The sequence below is a fragment of the Klebsiella sp. WP8-S18-ESBL-06 genome, from assembly GCF_014169755.1.
Classification (GTDB): Bacteria; Pseudomonadota; Gammaproteobacteria; order Enterobacterales; family Enterobacteriaceae; genus Kluyvera; species Kluyvera ascorbata_B.
Genome location: NZ_AP022256.1, coordinates 1,156,475 through 1,174,981, shown reverse-complemented (window position 1 = coordinate 1,174,981; position 18,507 = coordinate 1,156,475). Strand labels below are relative to the sequence as shown.

Annotated in this window: 17 protein-coding genes; 11 read left to right on the top strand and 6 right to left on the bottom strand. The window is 58.8% G+C overall.

Going from position 1 to position 18,507, the window contains the following annotated elements:
* Positions 1 to 22: 22 nt before the first annotated feature.
* The 5 genes from hycE to hycA all read right to left on the bottom strand — a co-directional run bounded on the left by hycE (position 23) and on the right by hycA (position 5,657).
* Positions 23 to 1,732: a formate hydrogenlyase subunit HycE gene (gene hycE / locus H7R76_RS05640; protein ID WP_182930134.1), complete on the bottom strand. Its 1,710-nt coding sequence runs from the start codon at positions 1,730 to 1,732 to the stop codon at positions 23 to 25.
* Between the two features lie 16 nt (positions 1,733 to 1,748).
* A complete protein-coding gene (locus H7R76_RS05635) occupies positions 1,749 to 2,672 on the bottom strand; it encodes a respiratory chain complex I subunit 1 family protein (protein WP_106928263.1) in 924 nt (307 codons plus the stop codon).
* A 2-nt stretch (positions 2,673 to 2,674) separates the two neighbouring features.
* Positions 2,675 to 4,501: a formate hydrogenlyase subunit 3 gene (gene hycC / locus H7R76_RS05630; protein WP_182967192.1), complete on the bottom strand. Its 1,827-nt coding sequence runs from the start codon at positions 4,499 to 4,501 to the stop codon at positions 2,675 to 2,677.
* Positions 4,498 to 5,106 carry a 4Fe-4S dicluster domain-containing protein gene (locus tag H7R76_RS05625; protein WP_106928259.1) on the bottom strand — a complete coding sequence of 203 codons (609 nt, stop codon included), beginning with the start codon at positions 5,104 to 5,106 and terminating at the stop codon, positions 4,498 to 4,500. Before H7R76_RS05625 ends, hycC begins: the two co-directional genes overlap by 4 nt.
* A gap of 83 nt (positions 5,107 to 5,189) precedes the next feature.
* The gene (hycA, locus tag H7R76_RS05620) at positions 5,190 to 5,657 is read right to left on the bottom strand and encodes a formate hydrogenlyase regulator HycA (protein WP_182967190.1); all 468 of its coding nucleotides are present in this window, start codon (positions 5,655 to 5,657) and stop codon (positions 5,190 to 5,192) included.
* 215 nt (positions 5,658 to 5,872) lie between these two features.
* On the opposite strand from hycA, the gene hypA reads away from it, so the two are divergent.
* The 10 genes from hypA to H7R76_RS05570 all read left to right on the top strand — a co-directional run bounded on the left by hypA (position 5,873) and on the right by H7R76_RS05570 (position 16,641).
* Positions 5,873 to 6,223 carry a hydrogenase maturation nickel metallochaperone HypA gene (gene hypA, locus H7R76_RS05615; RefSeq protein WP_106928255.1) on the top strand — a complete coding sequence of 117 codons (351 nt, stop codon included), beginning with the start codon at positions 5,873 to 5,875 and terminating at the stop codon, positions 6,221 to 6,223.
* A 3-nt stretch (positions 6,224 to 6,226) separates the two neighbouring features.
* The gene (hypB, locus tag H7R76_RS05610; RefSeq protein WP_106928253.1) at positions 6,227 to 7,099 is read left to right on the top strand and encodes a hydrogenase nickel incorporation protein HypB; all 873 of its coding nucleotides are present in this window, start codon (positions 6,227 to 6,229) and stop codon (positions 7,097 to 7,099) included.
* Entirely contained in the window at positions 7,090 to 7,362 is a 273-nt protein-coding gene (locus H7R76_RS05605; protein ID WP_106928251.1) for a HypC/HybG/HupF family hydrogenase formation chaperone, read from the top strand. Before hypB ends, H7R76_RS05605 begins: the two co-directional genes overlap by 10 nt.
* Positions 7,362 to 8,483 (top strand): hydrogenase formation protein HypD, encoded by a 1,122-nt coding sequence (gene hypD / locus H7R76_RS05600; protein WP_182930132.1) that lies wholly within the window; start codon positions 7,362 to 7,364, stop codon positions 8,481 to 8,483. The genes H7R76_RS05605 and hypD overlap by 1 nt, the downstream gene beginning before the upstream one ends.
* Positions 8,480 to 9,490 (top strand): hydrogenase expression/formation protein HypE, encoded by a 1,011-nt coding sequence (hypE, locus tag H7R76_RS05595; RefSeq protein WP_106928246.1) that lies wholly within the window; start codon positions 8,480 to 8,482, stop codon positions 9,488 to 9,490. The genes hypD and hypE overlap by 4 nt, the downstream gene beginning before the upstream one ends.
* A 70-nt stretch (positions 9,491 to 9,560) precedes the next feature.
* Positions 9,561 to 11,642 carry a formate hydrogenlyase transcriptional activator FlhA gene (gene flhA / locus H7R76_RS05590; RefSeq protein ID WP_182967188.1) on the top strand — a complete coding sequence of 694 codons (2,082 nt, stop codon included), beginning with the start codon at positions 9,561 to 9,563 and terminating at the stop codon, positions 11,640 to 11,642.
* Positions 11,643 to 11,698: 56 nt separating this feature from the next.
* Positions 11,699 to 12,127, top strand: coding sequence for a TOBE domain-containing protein (locus H7R76_RS05585; protein WP_106928242.1), 429 nt, complete (start codon positions 11,699 to 11,701; stop codon positions 12,125 to 12,127).
* A gap of 194 nt (positions 12,128 to 12,321) precedes the next feature.
* A complete protein-coding gene (locus H7R76_RS05580) occupies positions 12,322 to 13,254 on the top strand; it encodes an alpha/beta hydrolase (RefSeq protein ID WP_182930129.1) in 933 nt (310 codons plus the stop codon).
* Positions 13,255 to 13,502: 248 nt separating this feature from the next.
* Complete coding sequence (locus H7R76_RS05575; RefSeq protein WP_182967186.1) at positions 13,503 to 15,800, top strand: formate C-acetyltransferase; 2,298 nt, start codon at positions 13,503 to 13,505, stop codon at positions 15,798 to 15,800.
* On the top strand, positions 15,766 to 16,641 hold the full coding sequence (locus H7R76_RS05570; protein ID WP_182967184.1) for a [formate-C-acetyltransferase]-activating enzyme: 876 nt from the start codon (positions 15,766 to 15,768) through the stop codon (positions 16,639 to 16,641). Before H7R76_RS05575 ends, H7R76_RS05570 begins: the two co-directional genes overlap by 35 nt.
* Positions 16,642 to 16,757: 116 nt before the next feature.
* On the opposite strand, the gene H7R76_RS05565 is transcribed toward H7R76_RS05570, so the two are convergent.
* Positions 16,758 to 17,525, bottom strand: a complete 768-nt coding sequence (locus H7R76_RS05565) for a phytanoyl-CoA dioxygenase family protein (RefSeq protein WP_106928234.1) — start codon at positions 17,523 to 17,525, stop codon at positions 16,758 to 16,760.
* A gap of 160 nt (positions 17,526 to 17,685) precedes the next feature.
* Here H7R76_RS05565 and H7R76_RS05560 point away from each other — a divergent pair, with 160 nt between their 5' ends.
* Entirely contained in the window at positions 17,686 to 18,507 is an 822-nt protein-coding gene (locus H7R76_RS05560; protein ID WP_106928232.1) for a helix-turn-helix transcriptional regulator, read from the top strand.

Genomic DNA, 18,507 nt, shown 5'->3' with positions numbered 1-18,507 from the left:
GGGCCCCCACGCAATGCCCCAATTATTTCAGCGGCGAGTTCTTACGCTCGATGCTGTAGCGCTCAAGCTCTTTATACGGCACGACCTTGCTTTTCTTCTTACGCACGTCGACCACGGTCATGCGGTCGGTACAGGAGTAGCAAGGATCGAGGCTACCGATAATCAGCGGCGCATCGGAAACGGTGTTACCACGCAGCATATAGCGCAGGGTCGGCCAGTTGGCGTAGGTCGCCGCACGGCAGCGCCAGCGGTACAGCTTCTGGTTGTCGCCGGTCATGCTCCAGTGGATATCATCGCCGCGCGGCGCTTCCGAGAAGCCCAGCGCAAAGCGATGCGGAATGTAGGTGAAACCTTCCACCGCCAGCGGGCCGCCCGGCAGGTTATCAAGGCCGTAGTCAATCATGTTCAGCGCGGTGAACACTTCGTTGATACGCACTTTCAGACGGGAAATCACGTCGCAGCCCTGTTCGCTGTGCACTTCCATCGGCAGCAGACCGTAACCGACAAACGGGTGATCGGCGCGGGTGTCGCGGGCGTGGCCGCTGGCGCGGACCATCGGGCCGACGTTACTGAAGTCACGGGCGATTTCCGGGTCCAGACGACCGATACCGACGGTACGCTGTTCCATGTTCGGCGTGCTCAGCAGAATATCCACCAGATCCTGCACGTCGCGGCGCATCTGCTGCGCCAGCTGACGGGTCTGGATCATGTCGTCTTTCAGGAAGTCACGACGAATACCGCCAATCAGGTTCAGGCCGTAGGTTTTACGCGCGCCGGTGAGGATTTCTGCCATTTTCATAGAGGCTTCACGCACGCGGAAGAACTGCATAAAGCCAGAGTCAAAGCCGGTGAAGTGACACGCCAGGCCGAGGTTCAGCAGGTGCGAGTGCAGGCGCTCAACTTCCAGCAGGATGGCGCGAATCATCTGTGCGCGTTCCGGTACCACGATGCCCATCGCATTCTCGACGGAGGTGGTGTAGGCGGTGCTGTGGGCAAAGCCACAGATGCCGCACACGCGGTCAGACAAGAAGGTGACTTCGTTGTAGCCCATACGGGTTTCCGCCAGTTTCTCCATGCCGCGGTGGACATAGAACAGACGGTAGTCGGCGTCGATAATGTTCTCGCCGTCAACGAACAGACGGAAGTGTCCCGGTTCGTCGGACGTCACGTGCAGCGGGCCAATCGGCACCACGTTGTTTTTCTTGGTGCCCAGCTCGTTGATGAACTCGTAGGTTTCCGCATCGGTGGTCGGTGCCGGGCGCTGGCGGTAGTCCATGCTGTCTTTACGCAACGGGTACAGCTCGTCCGGCCAATCGTCCGGCAGCACCAGACGACGCTCGTCCGGCAGGCCGACCGGGCGCAGACCGTACATGTCACGCACTTCGCGTTCGCCCCATACGGCGGCAGGTACGCGCGGCGTAACGGACGGATACTCCAGGGTGTTGGCGTCCACTTCGACGCGCACGGTGATCCAGCACTTAGTGCCCTTCTCCATCGACAACACGTAGTAAACGGCGTAATGACCGTTCAGCTTACGTTCATCGTTGCCAAACAGCACCGACAGCCAGCCGCCCTGCTGGTAGTAAAGAAACTCGACGACTTCCGGCAGGTAGTTCACCTTCACGGTAATCGTTAACTGGTCTTTGGTCTGCCAGGCTTCGTCCAGCACCACGCCCGGGTAGGCCTGGTGCAGCGCGGCGAGGTAGTGTTGACCCACTTTTTCTTCAGACATGCTCACAACTCTCTTATCACGCCACCAGCAAGGAGACGAAGGCTAAAAAGGCTAAACCGAACCCGGTCCAGGTAATGCGGCCGGTGATATCCAGACGCAGACGCGCCATGCTGTTTTCGAACAGGGCAATAATCAGCACCCCGACCACCAGCTTGACTATGGCGGCAATCACCGCAAGAACCAGGCCGCCGACGCTAAAGCTGGTCATCTGTCCCCACGGGATGAAGACGCCAACAAACATCTGCAGCACCACCAGCTGTTTGAGGCTGATGCCCCACTTCAGCACGCCAAAGCCGCTACCGCTGTACTCGGACAGCGGGCCTTCCTGCAACTCTTGCTCTGCTTCCGCGAGATCGAACGGCAGTTTGCCCATTTCGATAAAGGTGGCGAAGGCGCAGGCGCAGAAGGCCAGCACCAGCGGAATGCTGCGGCTGACCGGCCAGTGGTACAGGGTGTTGGTGATATTGCTGATATGAGTAGAGCCCGCAACCAGCGCGGCGACCCACAGTCCGAGCAGCAGGATAGGTTCCACCAGCACGCCGAGCATCGCTTCACGGCTGGCGCCGATGGCGGTGAACGGGCTACCGGTGTCCAGACCGGCAATGGCGAAGAAGAAACGCGCCACGGCGAACAGGTAAATAAGGGTGATAAGGTCGCCCAGACCCGGCATCGGGGAAGCTACCGTCACCACCGGCAGCGCGGTCGCGATCGTCAGCATCACGCCGACCATCACAAACGGCGTCAGGCGGAACACCCAGCCGGAGGCATCCGGGCCAACGCTCTGACGGCCCAGCAGTTTGATGATGTCGCGATACTCCTGCATCACGCCCGGGCCGCGACGGTTATGCAACCGTGCGCGCAGCACGCGGGTGATACCGGAAAGCAGCGGCGCGACGGCGAATAGCACCAGCGCCTGCAGTACAGCAAATAGGAACGTCATGTTCAGGCTCCTCGAGAGATGACAATCACGACCAGCACCGCCAGTTCAACCAGCGCCAGACGTTGCAGCAGCAGCGGCGCCGCCGCGTTCTGCCAGCCCGGAACCCACGACACCGGATTCAGCCATTGACGCAGCTTCAGCACCGGTGCAAACGCCTGTTTCACCGGCATCGCGAAGCCGTGTGCGGTAATGACCATTGATTTTTCATGGTCGTAGCCGCACACCCACGCCGCGCCGCGCGAACGGCTCGGCAGACGGTTGCCTTTAAGCAGCGCCAGAATAATGAACGGCAGCAGTGGGCAAGCAATCAGCAGCAGGGTAATCATCGGCTGGGAGACCACGGTATGTGCGGTTGCCATCGGCAGCGGCACGGCGGTACTCAGCATGGGCAACAGCCACGGTGCAGCAACACCGCCGACGATACACAGCAGCGCCATCGCGACGGTGCTCGCCGACATCAGCAGCGGCGCGCAGCAGGCGTTTTCCGCTTCTTGCGTCCGCGGCGCGCCCAGGAAGGTGACGCCGTAGACTTTCGCCATACACATCACCGCCAGCGCACCGGTGATCGCCAGGCCAACCGCCAGCAGCGGGCCAAGCAGACGGCCGATAAACGCGCCGCTGGTGCTCAGTTTGAAGAACGACTGATAGATAACCCACTCACCGGCAAAACCGTTCAGCGGCGGCAGCGCGGCCATCGCCATCAGCCCTACCAGCATCGCCAGCGAAATCATCGGCATACGCTTGCCGATGCCGCCCAGTTTTTCGATATCGCGGTGGCCGGTACGGAACCAGACCGCACCCGCGCCGAGGAACAGCGTGGTTTTAAACAGACTGTGATTGAGCAGATGGTACAGGCCACCGACCAGCCCCAGCGCCACCATCACCGGCTGTTGCAGCGCCAGGCCGGTGATGCCCACACCTAAACCGAGCAGAATAATGCCGATATTTTCCAGCGTGTGGTACGCCAGCAGACGCTGGATATTGTGTTCCATTAACGCGTACAGGCCGCCCACGAAGGCGGTGATCATCCCCAGCACCAGCAGGGCTATCCCCCACCACAACGGCTGTGCGTTACCCAGCAAAGACACGGTGAGAATGCCGAGCAGTCCCACTTTCATCACCACGGTAGAGAACAGCGCGGCGGCCGGTGCGCTGGCGTTGGCATGCGCCTGTGGCACCCAGCCGTGCAGCGGGATAATCCCGGCCAGCAGGCCAAAGCCGATAACGCACAGCAGCCAGATGTCGGAGCCAATGGGCAGCTGCTGCGCGCGTTCATTCAGCAACAGCAGGTCCAGCGTGCCGTAGCGCTGCCACAGCAGCAGGCAGGCAATCGCCAGCAGAATCGTGCCCAGTCGACCTAGCGCGAACCACAGCTTGCCGGATGAAGCACAGCCGGTAAGAAATGCGCCGCACAGCGCCATAATTTCGGCCATCACCACCAGTGAGCCTACGCTGCTGGCGACAATCGCGCACACGGCGGCGGCCAGCAGGACGTTAATCAGCAGGCCGTTATTACGCACCTTCGGATGACGATGCCAGTCAATGTTGTACAGGCTGACAAACAGACCACACAGGCCCAGCGCTATCAGCCAGACCGCATTCAGCGGGGTGACCAGTACGCTGTAGTGCACCAGCCGTAGGCTGCCCATCGCCGGGAAGCCACGAACCAGCACCTGCACGCCAGCCAGCAGCGCGCACAGGCTACCCAGTGCGCCACCGATACCGGCAATCACACCGCTCAGCGATTTTTTCAGCGACAGTAAAAAGGCGAATACCGCGGCAAAAGCAAACCACGCCACCGCGCTATTAATTAAGGTCATCACGCTCATTTCACCTCTCCTTGTTGCGCCTGAAACAGCGAAAGATCGCCCAAATCAGTGTGGAAGGTCAGCTCACGCTTGCGTTTGCTGGCGCGGGCGATGTCCATGTTATTGACCAGATGCAGCGCTTTCGTTGGGCAGGTGCGTACGCAGGCCGGGCCCTGTTCATCGAACTGGCACAGATCGCACTTCACCGCGATGGCGCGAACGCCCGGCACCCAGTCCAGTAACGTACTGACGCGAGCCGGCGCCGGCGGAGCCGGTAGCGCTTTTGGCGTATTGGCGTTGGCCGGGATATCCAGCGGACGGCTGCCGGAAAATTCAATGGCGCCAAACGGGCAGGCAATACCACACAGTTTGCAGCTCACGCAGAGGCTTTCATTCAGCTGAACGGCTCCGTCTACGCGGGTAATAGCATTCACCGGACAAACGCCAGCGCACGGCGCGTCTTCGCAGTGGTGACACATCTGCGGCGCGGATTCTTTTTCATTGAGCATGACTCTGAGCCGCGGCATGGATTGCAGGCCGTGCTGGCGGTGCGTTTCCGCACAGGCCGCTTCACAGGTGCGGCAACCAATACAAACGGTAGAGTCAGCAATTACAAAACGATTCACCAGGTCTTCCTCAGGTGACAGTCATTTTTGACGAAATCATGCAGAGCAGGTGTCATTTCGACACCCGTCGACACACCAAATATTCAGGCGATGGATGCCCGATGAGAGTCCTGCGCCAGTTTGTCGAAACTCACCGGGCTGTCGCTCTCCAGCGCGGCATACAGGGTGTCGTATACCGGCGAGATTTTGTCCAGATAGTGTTCCAGCACCTGCTCGCGATCGCGGATGTTGACCGTACCGTCGATAAAGCCGCTGTCGCTCAGCTCAGCGCGCGCAACGCATTCTTTATTCAGGCCATCTCGCGTTTCCACGTAGTACTCAACGGTGTGGCTGTTAAAGTTGTCAGCCAGCGTAACGGAGACGATGAAATGCTCGAACAGCACGAAGCTCAGCTCTTTATCCGGTGCGCAGTTCATTGCATGATGCAGACGCGCTTTTGACAACGTGATCCCTTGAACCAGAGCGTTACAGTACACACGCCATTGATCCTGATGGCGGCGGTGACGATCGGCGATGTAATCGGCCTTCTCGCTAATTTCCCAAATAGTCATGTCGGTTACCCGGTTAATAGAAACAAGCCTCCTAAGCAGATTTCATGCCATGTTTTTAACCAATTGATTTTTATTATATTTATATAAATGACATGCCGTAGACGACATGTCATTTCGTCAGCATGACATCGTCATCGACAGTCTTTTACGACGCCATTCCATCTCTGGCATCGTTATTGCATTACATCTGCGAGTCATCAAAAACGAGAGGCGATATGCACGAAATCACGCTCTGCCAGCGCGCGCTGGAAATTGTCGAACAGCAGGCGAGACAGAACGGCGCTAAGCGCGTGACTGGCGTTTGGATCAAGGTCGGGGCGTTTTCTTGCGTAGAGACCAGCGCGATGACCTTTTGTTTTGATCTGGTGTGCCGCGGCACGCTGGCTGAAGGCTGTACACTCCACGTCGAAGAGCAGGAGGCAGAATGCTGGTGTGAAGCCTGCCAGCAGTATGTCCAGCTCGTGTCGGTACACGTCCGCCGCTGCCCACAGTGCAACAGCGACAACCTGCGTATCGTCGCCGACGACGGTTTACAGATTCAGCGAATTGAAATTGATCAGGAGTAATGTATGTGTAGCACCTGTGGTTGTGCTGAAGGCAACCTCTATATAGAGGGCGATGAACGTAACCCGCATTCGCTGTTCCGCAGCGCCCCCTTCGCACCGGCAGGCCGTCCGGCTCTGTCGATTACCGGCGTCAGAACACAAGAATTTCAGCCGCAGGCCGCGGACAACGGCGACCTGCACTATGGCCACGGCGAGGCGGGCACCCACGCGCCGGGCATGAGCCAGCGCCGGATGCTGGAAGTGGAAATTGACGTGCTGGATAAAAACAATCAGATTGCCGCACGTAACCGCGCGCGTTTTGCCGCCCGCGAACAGCTGGTGCTGAATCTGGTTTCCAGCCCGGGATCCGGTAAAACCACCCTGCTCACCGAAACCCTAATGCGCCTGAAAGACCGCGTCTCCTGCGCCGTTATCGAAGGCGACCAGCAAACGGTTAACGATGCCGCGCGCATTCGCGCAACCGGTACGCCGGCCATTCAGGTCAACACCGGTAAAGGCTGTCACCTTGATGCGCAGATGATTGCCGATGCCGCCCCGCGCCTGCCGCTCGAGAGCAACGGGATTCTGTTTATCGAAAACGTCGGCAACCTGGTTTGCCCGGCGAGCTTTGATTTAGGCGAACGCCACAAAGTCGCCGTGCTGTCGGTCACCGAAGGTGAAGACAAGCCCCTCAAGTACCCGCATATGTTTGCCGCCGCGTCGGTCATGCTGCTCAACAAAGTTGACCTGCTGCCGTACCTCAATTTCGACGTTGAGAAGTGCCTCGCCTGCGCGCGTGAAGTGAACCCGAATATTGAAATCATCCTGCTCTCCGCTACCAGCGGTGAAGGCATGGAGACCTGGTTAAACTGGCTGGAGGCGCAGCGATGTGCATAGGCATTCCGGGACAAATTGCCGCCATTGACGGCGTGCAGGCGAAGGTTGACGTTTGTGGTATCAAGCGTGATGTCGACCTGACGCTGGTCGGCGCAACCGATGAACACGGCCAGCCGCGTATCGGTCAGTGGGTACTGGTGCACGTAGGCTTTGCTATGAGCATTATTAACGAAGACGAGGCTCGCGATACCCTCGCGGCGCTGGAAAACATGTTTGAAGTCGAGCCGGACGTCGGCGCCCTGCTCTTTGGCGAGGAACGGTAATGCGCTTTGTTGATGAGTACCGTGCGCCGGAACAGGTGATGCAGCTCATCGCCCACCTGAAAAACCGGGCACAGCGTCTGGCCTACACCGCCGAACGCCCACTGCGTATTATGGAAGTGTGCGGCGGCCACACGCACGCGATTTTTAAATTCGGTCTCGACCAACTCCTGCCAGAGAATATCGAATTTATTCACGGACCGGGCTGCCCGGTATGCGTGCTGCCTATGGGGCGAATTGACGCCTGCATCGAGATTGCCAGCCACCCCGACGTCATTTTCTGTACCTTCGGCGATGCCATGCGCGTGCCGGGGAAAAACGGCTCGCTGATGCAGGCGAAATCACGCGGCGCGGATATCCGCATCGTGTATTCGCCAATGGACGCCCTCAAACTGGCGCAGCACAATCCGGATCGTAAAGTGGTGTTTTTCGGCCTCGGTTTTGAAACCACCATGCCGACAACGGCAATTACCCTCCAGCAGGCCAAAGCGCAGAACGTGGGTAACTTCTTCTTTTTCTGTCAGCACATTACGCTGATTCCAACCCTGCGCAGCCTGCTCGATCAGCCGGACAACGGCATCGATGCTTTTCTCGCACCGGGCCACGTCAGCATGGTGATAGGCACTCACGCCTACGGTTTTATCGCCAGCGACTACCATCGCCCGCTGGTGGTCGCCGGGTTTGAACCGGTCGATCTGCTCCAGGGGGTGAACATGCTGGTGGAGCAGAAGATTGCCGAAGCGCCTTGCGTGGAAAATCAGTATCGCCGCGTGGTGCCGGACGACGGTAATCGGCTTGCGCAAGAGGCCATTGCTGCCGTGTTTGCCGTGAAAGGCGACAGCGAATGGCGCGGCCTGGGGTTAATTAACGACTCTGGCGTGCAGCTGACGCCCGACTATCAGCGCTTCGACGCCGAAGCCCACTTTAAGCCACAGCCGCAGCGCGTCTGCGACGACCCGCGCGCCCGCTGTGGCGACGTATTGACCGGCCGCTGTAAGCCGCATCAATGCCCGCTGTTCGGTGCCACCTGTAACCCACAGAGCGCGTTCGGCGCGCTGATGGTGTCATCCGAAGGGGCGTGTGCCGCCTGGTATCAATATCGCAGTCAGGAGTCCGAAGCATGAAGACAATCCAGTTAGCCCACGGCAGCGGCGGCCTGGCGATGCAGCAGCTGATCGACAGTCTGTTTATGAAGGCGTTCGCCAACCCCTGGCTGGCGGAGCAGGAGGACCAGGCGCGTCTGTCGCTGGCTTCTCTGACCGCCCACGGTGACCGTCTGGCCTTTTCTACCGACAGCTACGTGATAGACCCCCTGTTCTTCCCCGGAGGCAATATCGGCAAGCTGGCGGTCTGCGGCACGGCGAACGACGTGGCGGTCAGCGGTGCGGTACCGCGCTATCTTTCCTGCGGTTTTATTATTGAGGAAGGGCTAGCGATGGAGACGCTGGAGGCCGTGGTCAACAGCATGGCGGCGACCGCCCAGGCGGCGGAAATCGCCATCGTCACCGGCGACACCAAAGTGGTCGGTCGCGGCGCGGCGGACAAGCTTTTTATCAACACCGCCGGAATGGGCGCCATTCCGGCGGATATCCACTGGGGCGCGGCAACGCTGACGCCAGGTGACGTGCTCATCGTCAGCGGTACGCTAGGCGATCACGGTGCGACCATTCTCAACCTGCGTGAACAGCTCGGCCTCGACGGTGAACTGCAAAGCGACTGCGCGGTATTAACGCCGCTGATTCAAAGCCTGCGGCCCATCGACGGCGTCAAAGCGCTGCGTGATGCCACTCGCGGCGGGGTCAATGCGGTCGCCCACGAGTTTGCCGCGACCTGCGGCTACGGCGTTGAAATCCAGGAACAATACCTGCCGTTAAAAGATGCCGTACGCGGCGTGTGCGAATTATTGGGGCTGGACGCGCTTAACTTTGCTAATGAAGGTAAACTGGTTATCGGCGTCAGCCGGGAGGCCGCCGATACGGTACTCGCCGCACTGCGCGCGCACCCACTGGGCGCGGATGCCGCCATCATCGGCGAAGTGACCGAACGTCGAGGCGTTCGCGTGGCCGGGCTCTACGGCGTGAAGCGCACGCTGGATCTCCCCCACGCCGAACCGCTGCCGCGAATTTGTTAACCGGCCGCTCAAGGTCAGCATTTTATTATTATTTATCGCACCCAACGCGGTGCATTTATGGGCAAGTTACATGTCGTATACACCGATGGGCGATCTCGGGCAGCAAGGGCTGTTCGATATTACCCGGACTCTTCTTCAACAGCCGGATCTGGCTGCGCTAAGCGAAACGCTGGCGCATCTGGCTAAACAGGCGGCGCTGGCCGACAGCGCAGCAATTATCCTGCTCCAGCCGGGCAACCTGCGTGCGGGCTATCATACCTCGCGCGGCGCGGGCCAACCGCTGGCCTACGAGGACGATAATATCCTGGCCAACGGCCCGGTCAGACGTCTGCTCTCGCGCCCCGACGCGCTGCACTGCAGCTACAGCGAGTTCAACGAAGCCTGGCCACAGCTGGCCGCCAGCGAGCTGTATTCGCCTTTCGGTCACTACTGCCTGCTGCCGCTGGCGGCGGAAGGGCGCATTTTCGGCGGCTGCGAGTTTATCCGTAAAGACGATAGCCCGTGGACGGAAAAAGAGTACCAGCGTCTGCATACCTTTACGCAGATCGTCGCCGTGGTCACCGAGCAGATCCAAAGCCGGGTCACCAACAACGTTGATTACGATCTGCTGTGCCGCGAGCGCGATAACTTCCGTATTCTGGTGGCTATCACCAACGCCGTGCTATCGCGTCTGGATATGGATGAGTTAGTCAGCGCGGTCGCCAAAGAGATCCACTACTACTTCAATATTGACGCCATTAGCGTGGTGCTGCGCGGCAACCGCAAAGGCAAACTGAATATCTATTCGACGCACTACATCGACGTTAACGATCCGGTGCACGATCAAAGCGAAGTTAACGAATCCGGCACGCTGACGGAGCAGGTATTTAAGAGCAAGGAGATGCTCAAGCTCAACCTCGACGAGCGCGATAAGCTGGCGCCGTACGAGCGCCATCTGTTTGAAATGTGGGACGACAAAATCCAGACGCTGTGCCTGCTGCCGCTGATGTCGGGCGACAAAATGCTCGGCGTGCTTAAGCTTGCCCAGTGCGACGAAAAGGTCTTTTGTGCCGCCAACCTGAAGCTGCTCAAGCAGATAGCGGAGCGCGTCTCCATCGCCGTTGATAACGCCCTCGCCTATCAGGAAATCCACCGTCTGAAAGAGCGCCTGGTGGATGAAAACCTGGCGTTGACCGAACAGCTGAACAACGTCGACGGCGAATTTGGCGAAATCATCGGCCGCAGCGAAGCGATGTTCAACGTGCTTAAGCAGGTTGAGATGGTTGCCCCAAGCGACAGCACGGTGCTGATCCTCGGGGAAACCGGCACAGGGAAAGAGCTGATCGCCCGCGCCATCCATAATCTCAGCGGCCGCAACACCCGCCGAATGGTGAAAATGAACTGTGCCGCGATGCCAGCCGGCCTGCTGGAAAGCGACCTGTTTGGCCACGAGCGCGGCGCGTTTATCGGCGCCAGCACCCAGCGAATCGGCCGCTTTGAGCTGGCGGATAAAAGCTCGCTGTTCCTCGACGAAGTGGGCGATATGCCGCTGGAGCTACAGCCTAAGCTGCTGCGCGTACTACAAGAACAGGAGTTTGAACGCCTGGGCAGCAATAAGCTGATCCAGACCGACGTACGCCTGATCGCCGCCACCAACCGCGATCTCAAGCAAATGGTGCTCGATCGCGAGTTCCGTAGCGATCTTTACTATCGTCTTAATGTGTTCCCGATCCACCTGCCACCGCTGCGCGAACGCCCGGAAGACATTCCGCTACTGGTGAAGGCGTTTACCTTCAAAATCGCCCGTCGGCTGGGCCGCAATATCGACAGTATTCCGGCGGAAACGCTGCGCATCCTTAGCCAGATGGAATGGCCAGGCAACGTGCGCGAGCTGGAAAACGTGATTGAACGCGCGGTGCTGCTGACGCGCGGCAGCGTGCTGCAGCTGTCCATGCCGGAGCTGGCGTTTGCCTCAGATAACGCGGAGCCCGTTCCGGCCGCCGAAGCGCCGAAAGAAGGCGAAGACGAATATCAGCTGATCGTTCGGGTGCTGAAAGAGACGAACGGCGTGGTCGCCGGGGCGAAAGGCGCGGCGCAGCGTTTGGGGCTTAAGCGCACCACATTGCTCTCAAGAATGAAACGTCTGGGTATTGATAAAGATTCGTTAATGTAAAAACTGTGGCTATACTGACCTCTGATTCGATAACGAGTGAATGGAGGCAGTATCGTATGGCAGTTTCAGCACGTAACCAATTAACAGGCACCATCAGCGCAGTCTCAACCGGCGCGGTCAACGACGAAATCGAACTGACCCTGCCGGGCGGCGCAAAGCTGGTGGCTATCGTCACCCACAGCAGCAAAGAAGCGCTGGGCCTGGTCAATGGGAAGGAAGCCATTGCCCTGATTAAAGCCCCGTGGGTAACGCTGGCAACCGAAGACTGCGGTCTGAAGTTCTCTGCCCGCAACCAGTTTGCCGGTGAAGTGACCCAGGTCACCGAAGGCGCGGTAAACGCGACCGTGCATATCAAAACCGACGCAGGCTTTGAGATTGTTGCGGTCATCACCAACGAAAGTCAGAGCGAGATGAAGCTGGCGAAAGGCAGCCGCGCTATTGCGCTGATCAAGGCTTCTGCAATCCTTATCGCCACACGCGCGTAAGTTTTCCCCGGCGTCGCTGCGCTCGGCCGGGCTACACTCGTTTCGTAGCCTGGCCGAGCAACGCGACGCCGGGAATAACACCCACCTCACACCGTCTCGTTTCTCTATTTATGAAACACCATTTTGTGAATACATTCCCGTTCTCACAATTTAATGGATGATAAATAAGCGTTTTCCCCGTGGAGACGTTTACGATGCGCTTACCTCTGTCCGCTGCTCTTGTTCTGGCATTTTCCGCGCAGGCGGCTTTTGCTGCCCTGCCTGTCCTTTCCGTCTGGCCCAATGGCGAAGCGCCGGGGGCTAAAAACAGCCCGGTAACCTACGCGCTGGTGGAACGTAGCAAAGATCCCAAACTGCCGGATCGCGCCGTGACCGGCATCCGCGCGCCACAAATCACCGTCTACGCTCCGGCACATCCGAACGGCGTGGCGCTGCTGGTGACGCCGGGGGGCTCCTATCAGCGGGTGGTGCTGGATAAAGAAGGCAGCGATTTAGCCGCGCCGTTTAACGCCAAAGGCTACACGCTGTTTGTGATGACCTACCGCATGCCCGCCGACGGTCATGCCGAAGGGGCCAATGCGCCACTGGCTGACGCCCAGCGAGCGCTGCGCACCGTGCGCGCTAATGCCACAAAGTGGCATATTAACCCGCAAAAAATCGGCGTGATGGGCTTCTCTGCGGGCGGGCACGTGGCGGCAAGCCTTGAGACGCGCTACGACGAAGCGGTTTACTCGCCGCTCGACGATGTCGATAAACAGAGCGCACGTCCTGATTTTGTGGTGCTCGGCTACCCGGTTATTTCGATGGATAAAGCCATTGCTCACCCCGGTTCACGCACCGCATTAATTGGCGACACGCCATCCGCCGAGCAGATTAAGCGCTACTCTCCTGAGCTGAATATCACCGCTCAAACACCGCCAACCTTCCTGATGCACGCGGTGGATGACCCGTCAGTACCGGTCGAAAATTCGCTGGTGATGTTCAACGCCCTGCGCGCGCATAACGTGCCGACGGAGTTGCATCTGTTTGCCGAAGGTAAACACGGGTTTGGCATTCGCGGAACCAAAGGCCTGCCCGCCGCCGCATGGCCGGAGCTGGCGATGAATTGGGTTGCTTCGCTGCATTAGTCGCGCCTGATGGCGCTGCGCTTATCAGGCCTACAAACCCAATAACGGCACGGATCTGTAGGCCGGATAAGGCGAAGCCGCCATCCGGCAATCTGGTTTACCACCCAGACAAAATTGAGATCTCATTTTTCCCTTTCGATCACAATAATCCAGTAAATCACCTCATTCTCTTCTGTCTCCCCGCCCCGTATTTGCCTAACGTAGAAGCCATAAGGAATGTCAGGTTAATCTCCCGAGGAGCCCGCAAAATGACTAATCGTATCCAGCGCCTGAAAGACGCCCTCTTTGCCAACCCGCGCGAAATCTCCCTTGAGCGCGCCGTCCTCTACACTGAAAGTCACCGTCAGACCGACGGCGAGCCGGTCATCATTCGCCGCGCCAAAGCCACCGCTCATATTCTCGATAACGTCGCCATCAGCATTCGCGACGATGAACTGATTGCCGGCAACCGCACCATCAAACCGCGCGCCGGGATTATGTCGCCGGAGATGGACCCGTACTGGCTGCTAAAAGAGCTGGACCAGTTCCCAACCCGCCCGCAGGACCGTTTTAATATCAGCGACGACGACAAGCGCCTGTACCGCGACGAGCTGTTCCCGTACTGGGAAAAGCGCTCGATGAAGGACTTCATCAACGCGCAGATGACCGACGAAGTGAAAGCTGCCGTCAGCACGCAGATATTCAGCGTCAACCAGACCGACAAAGGCCAGGGCCATATCATCATCGACTATCCGCGCCTGCTGAATAACGGCCTGGACGCGCTGGTTAATGAGATGCACGCCCATCTGCGCGAACAGCCGGATAACGCCTTTTACCAGGCGGTGCTGATTCTGCTGGAAGCCTCCCAGCGCCACATCCTGCGCTACGCCGCGCTGGCCGATGAGATGGCGAGCCGTTGCCCTGACCCGCATCGTCGTCAGGAACTGGAGACCATTGCTAGCGTCTCGCGCCATAACGCCGGGAAGAAGCCGGAAAACTTCTGGCAGGCCTGCCAGCTGTTCTGGTACATGAACATCATTTTGCAGTATGAGTCGAACGCCAGCTCCATCTCGCTCGGCCGCTTTGACCAGTACATGCTGCCGTTCTGGCAGGCATCGCTGAACCACGGCGAGGACCCGGCGTTCATGCAGGAGCTGCTGGAGTCATTGTGGGTGAAATGCAACGACATCGTGCTGCTGCGATCCACCAGCAGTGCCCGCTATTTCGCCGGTTTCCCGACCGGCTACACCGCCCTGCTCGGCGGCCTGACCGAAAACGGCCGCAGCGCGGTGAATATCCTCTCCTTTACCTGCCTGGATGCCTACCAGAACGTGCGTCTGCCGCAGCCGAACCTCGGCGTGCGGGTCAACGAACTGATTGACCGCCCGTTCCTGCGCAAAACCGCCGAAACCGTGCGCCTCGGCACCGGCATTCCGCAAATCTTCAACGATGAGGTCGTGGTGCCCGCGTTCCTCAACCGTGGCGTGTCGCTGGAAGATGCCCGCGACTACGCGGTGGTGGGCTGCGTCGAGCTATCGATTCCTGGTCGCACCTACGGTTTGCACGACATCGCGATGTTCAACCTGCTGAAGGTCATGGAGATCGTTATGCTGGAGCACGAAGGCGATGAGCACCTTACCTACGACGGCCTGCTGGCCAGCATTCGCGATAAAATTCGCCACTACATCAAGCTGATGGTGGAAGGGAGCAATATTTGCGATATCGGCCACCGCGACTGGGCGCCGGTGCCGCTGCTCTCTTCGTTTGTTGAAGACTGTATCGCCAACGGCAAAGACATTACCGACGGCGGCGCGCGCTATAACTTCTCCGGCGTGCAGGGCATCGGTATCGCCAATCTGAGCGACTCGCTGCATGCGTTGAAAGGCATGGTGTTCGATCAGCAGCGCATGAGCTTCGATGAACTGCTGACGGTGCTGAAGGCCAACTTCGCCACGCCGGAGGGGGAAAAAGTCCGCGCGCGGCTGATTAACCGCTTTGAGAAGTACGGTAACGACATCGATGATGTTGATAACATCAGCGCCGATTTGCTGCGTTTTTACTGTAAAGAGGTCGAAAAATACAGTAACCCGCGCGGCGGTCAGTTTACCCCTGGATCTTATACCGTTTCCGCGCACGTGCCGCTTGGTTCGGTCGTCGGCGCGACGCCAGATGGTCGTCTGGCCGGCGAACAGTTGGCGGACGGCGGGCTGTCACCAATGGTCGGCCAGGACGGTCAGGGACCCACGGCGGTGCTGAAGTCGGTGAGCAAGCTGGATAACTATCTGCTTTCAAACGGTACGCTGCTGAACGTTAAGTTCACCCCGGCGACGCTGGAAGGGGAAAGCGGGCTCAACAAGCTGGCGGATTTCCTGCACGCCTTTACCAAGCTCAAGCTCCAGCATATTCAGTTCAACGTGGTAAACGCCGAGACCCTGCGCGAAGCCCAGCAACGACCGCAGGATTTCGCCGGTCTGGTGGTGCGCGTCGCGGGCTACAGCGCCTTCTTTGTTGAGCTGTCGAAGGAGATTCAGGATGACATTATCCGCCGCACCGCGCATCAGCTGTGAGGTGATTGGGACGCGCGCCGACACGGCGCGCATTTTCAATATCCAGCGCTATTCGTTAAACGATGGTCAGGGCATCCGCACCGTGGTGTTCTTCAAAGGCTGCCCACATACCTGCCCGTGGTGCGCCAACCCGGAGTCGATGTCGCCAAAAATTGAGACCGTCCGCCGGGAAAGCAAGTGTCTGCACTGCGCCACCTGTTTGCAGGATGCCGACGAATGTCCGTCAGGCGCGTGGGAGCATATTGGCCGCGACGTGACGCTGGAGTCTCTCGAACGGGAAGTGCTCAAAGATGAGGTGTTCTTCCGCGCGTCCGGCGGCGGCGTAACGCTCTCCGGCGGCGAAGTGCTGCTGCAGGCCGAGTTCGCCACCCGCTTTTTGCAGCGCCTCAAACAGTGGGGTATTCGCACCGCCATTGAAACTGCGGGCGATACCTCCCCTCGCCGCCTGCTGCCGCTGGCACAGGCCTGCGATGAAGTGCTGTTTGATCTCAAAATCATGGACTGCGCGCAGGCGCGCCAGGTGCTGAGCATGAACCAGCCGCGGGTGCTGGAGAACTTTCGCCTGCTGGTCGCGGAAGGTATTAAGGTGATTCCACGGCTGCCGCTGATCCCCGGTTACACCCTCAGCACCGATAACGTCGCACAGATTCTGGCGTTTCTGGCACCGCTACCGGTTGAGGAAGTGCATCTTCTGCCGTTCCATCAGTACGGCGAGCCGAAGTATTCCCTGCTGGCGCGTGAGTGGGCAATGGCGGGGATAAAAGCGCCGCAGGCCTACGAGATTGCGCCAATTCGGGCGAGGGTGGAACAGGCGGGGTATCGGGTGGTGATGGGGGGCTAGTCCTGCACAAAACCTGGAGGCCGGATACGGCGTTTACGCCGCCATCCGGCACGGCACAACAAATTGCCCGATGGCGCTACGCTTATCGGGCCTATAAAAAACGCTAATGCATGGCGTTATTCCACATCCAACAGCCACTTCTGCGCCGGGGTTAACCGGCTCGCCGTTTCCGGCGTTAACCAGCGGCGCTGATCCTGCTGCGCGGTATCCGCCCGGTCGATATACAGCCCGTGCAGCACGCGGCGGCGCGAGCCTTCGCGGTTCGTGGTGCCACCGTGCCACGCGTGGGCGTTGTAAATCATCACGCTGCCCGCTGGCGCAGCAAAAATCACCTCATCCGGATGCGGTGCTCCTACGTCTTTCAATACATCTTCCGGCAGCTCCGGGCGCAGGTGCGTAGCGGGGATGATACGCGGCGCGCCGTTGGCGGCGTACAGGTCATCAATCGCCCAGATAGTATTCACCAGATGCACCTTCGGGAAGTCGGGACGCGGTTTTTTCCAGTCGGCATGCAGCGGCTGATGACCGCCGTTATACAGCGCCTCACGGGCGTTGAGGCTGGACACTTTAAATCCTCCGTCAAAGATATAGCGACACGCTGACAGAATCAGCGGATGCGACCAGACCTTTTCCCAAACCACGCCCTTGTTAATCAGATTCGCCACGCGCGTCGCCGTCTCTTCCTGATGGTGTTCCACCGCCAGGTTCTCGCCTTCCAGCTCCACCAGATAGTCAATACGCTCGCGCATCGCATGTAGCCAGTCGGCATCCGCCACGCCGTGCACAATCGTATAGCCCTGGGTATCCAGCTCATGTTTCATCGTGGCCGACAGTTCGCCGTTGGCGCCCAGTGCATCCAGCCAGAATGCCGCTTGCTTGTCCATATCGCCTCTCTTTTGTTAACTATTTCACAACATGTATGAAAAGTTACTGCACGAGCGGTCGGCATTCTGTATGAGATAGCTACACAACGCTGGATTTTTGTGTACAGCAAAATAAAGTGTGATGAGATTCAAAATCCAGAATAATAACCAGGACATGAGCATGTCAGAGCAATCCCTCGTCCCCGTGCTGGAGCAGTTGCTTGCCCGCCAGGGTGAACTGGTCGTGCGTTTTCCGCAAACGTTGCAGCCCGCACCGGAGCTGGCCATGAGCGTATCATTCCCGCGGCTGGAGATCGTATTGGACGGTGAACTGGTAGACGGCTGCCTACAGGAACCGCTTGGCCCGATGCAGGCACTGTATATACCAGGCAATCGCTGGAATGCCCCGCGGTGGCACGGCCCTGCCACCACGCTGAGCGTTCTGTTCAGTAAGCAGAAGCTGGGCTTTAGCCTGCAACGCTTCGACGGCAAAAAATTCGTTGAGATTCGCAAACAGCACGTCGCCAGGCTAGGCCCGCGAGTGGGGTCGTACCTGCTACTGGCGTTAAACGAGCTGGCCATTCGGCCGGTGGTGCCAACGGCACAGATTGTCCTCAGCGGGCTGCTGAGCCACTGTATCGATCAGCTTACGCATCTGGCCGATACGGTCAGTAAAAGCAAAGAGCTGTTTCTGGCGATTCAGGAGTACATCGACGAACACGCCGCCGAAGCACTCAGCCGTGAAACCGTCGCGCGGAAGTTCCACATTACGCCAAACTACCTGTCGCACCTGTTCCAGAAATCCAGCACCGTTGGTTTTAATGAATACCTCACCGCCGTACGTCTGGAGCTGGCGAAGAAATTACTGCGCGGGTATGAACTGAAAATTAAAGAGATTGCCCACCACTGCGGCTTTGAGGACAGCAACTATTTCTGCCGGATTTTTCGCAAGCACACGGCGCGATCGCCGACGGAGTATCGCCGTCACTGCCGCACCCTGTGA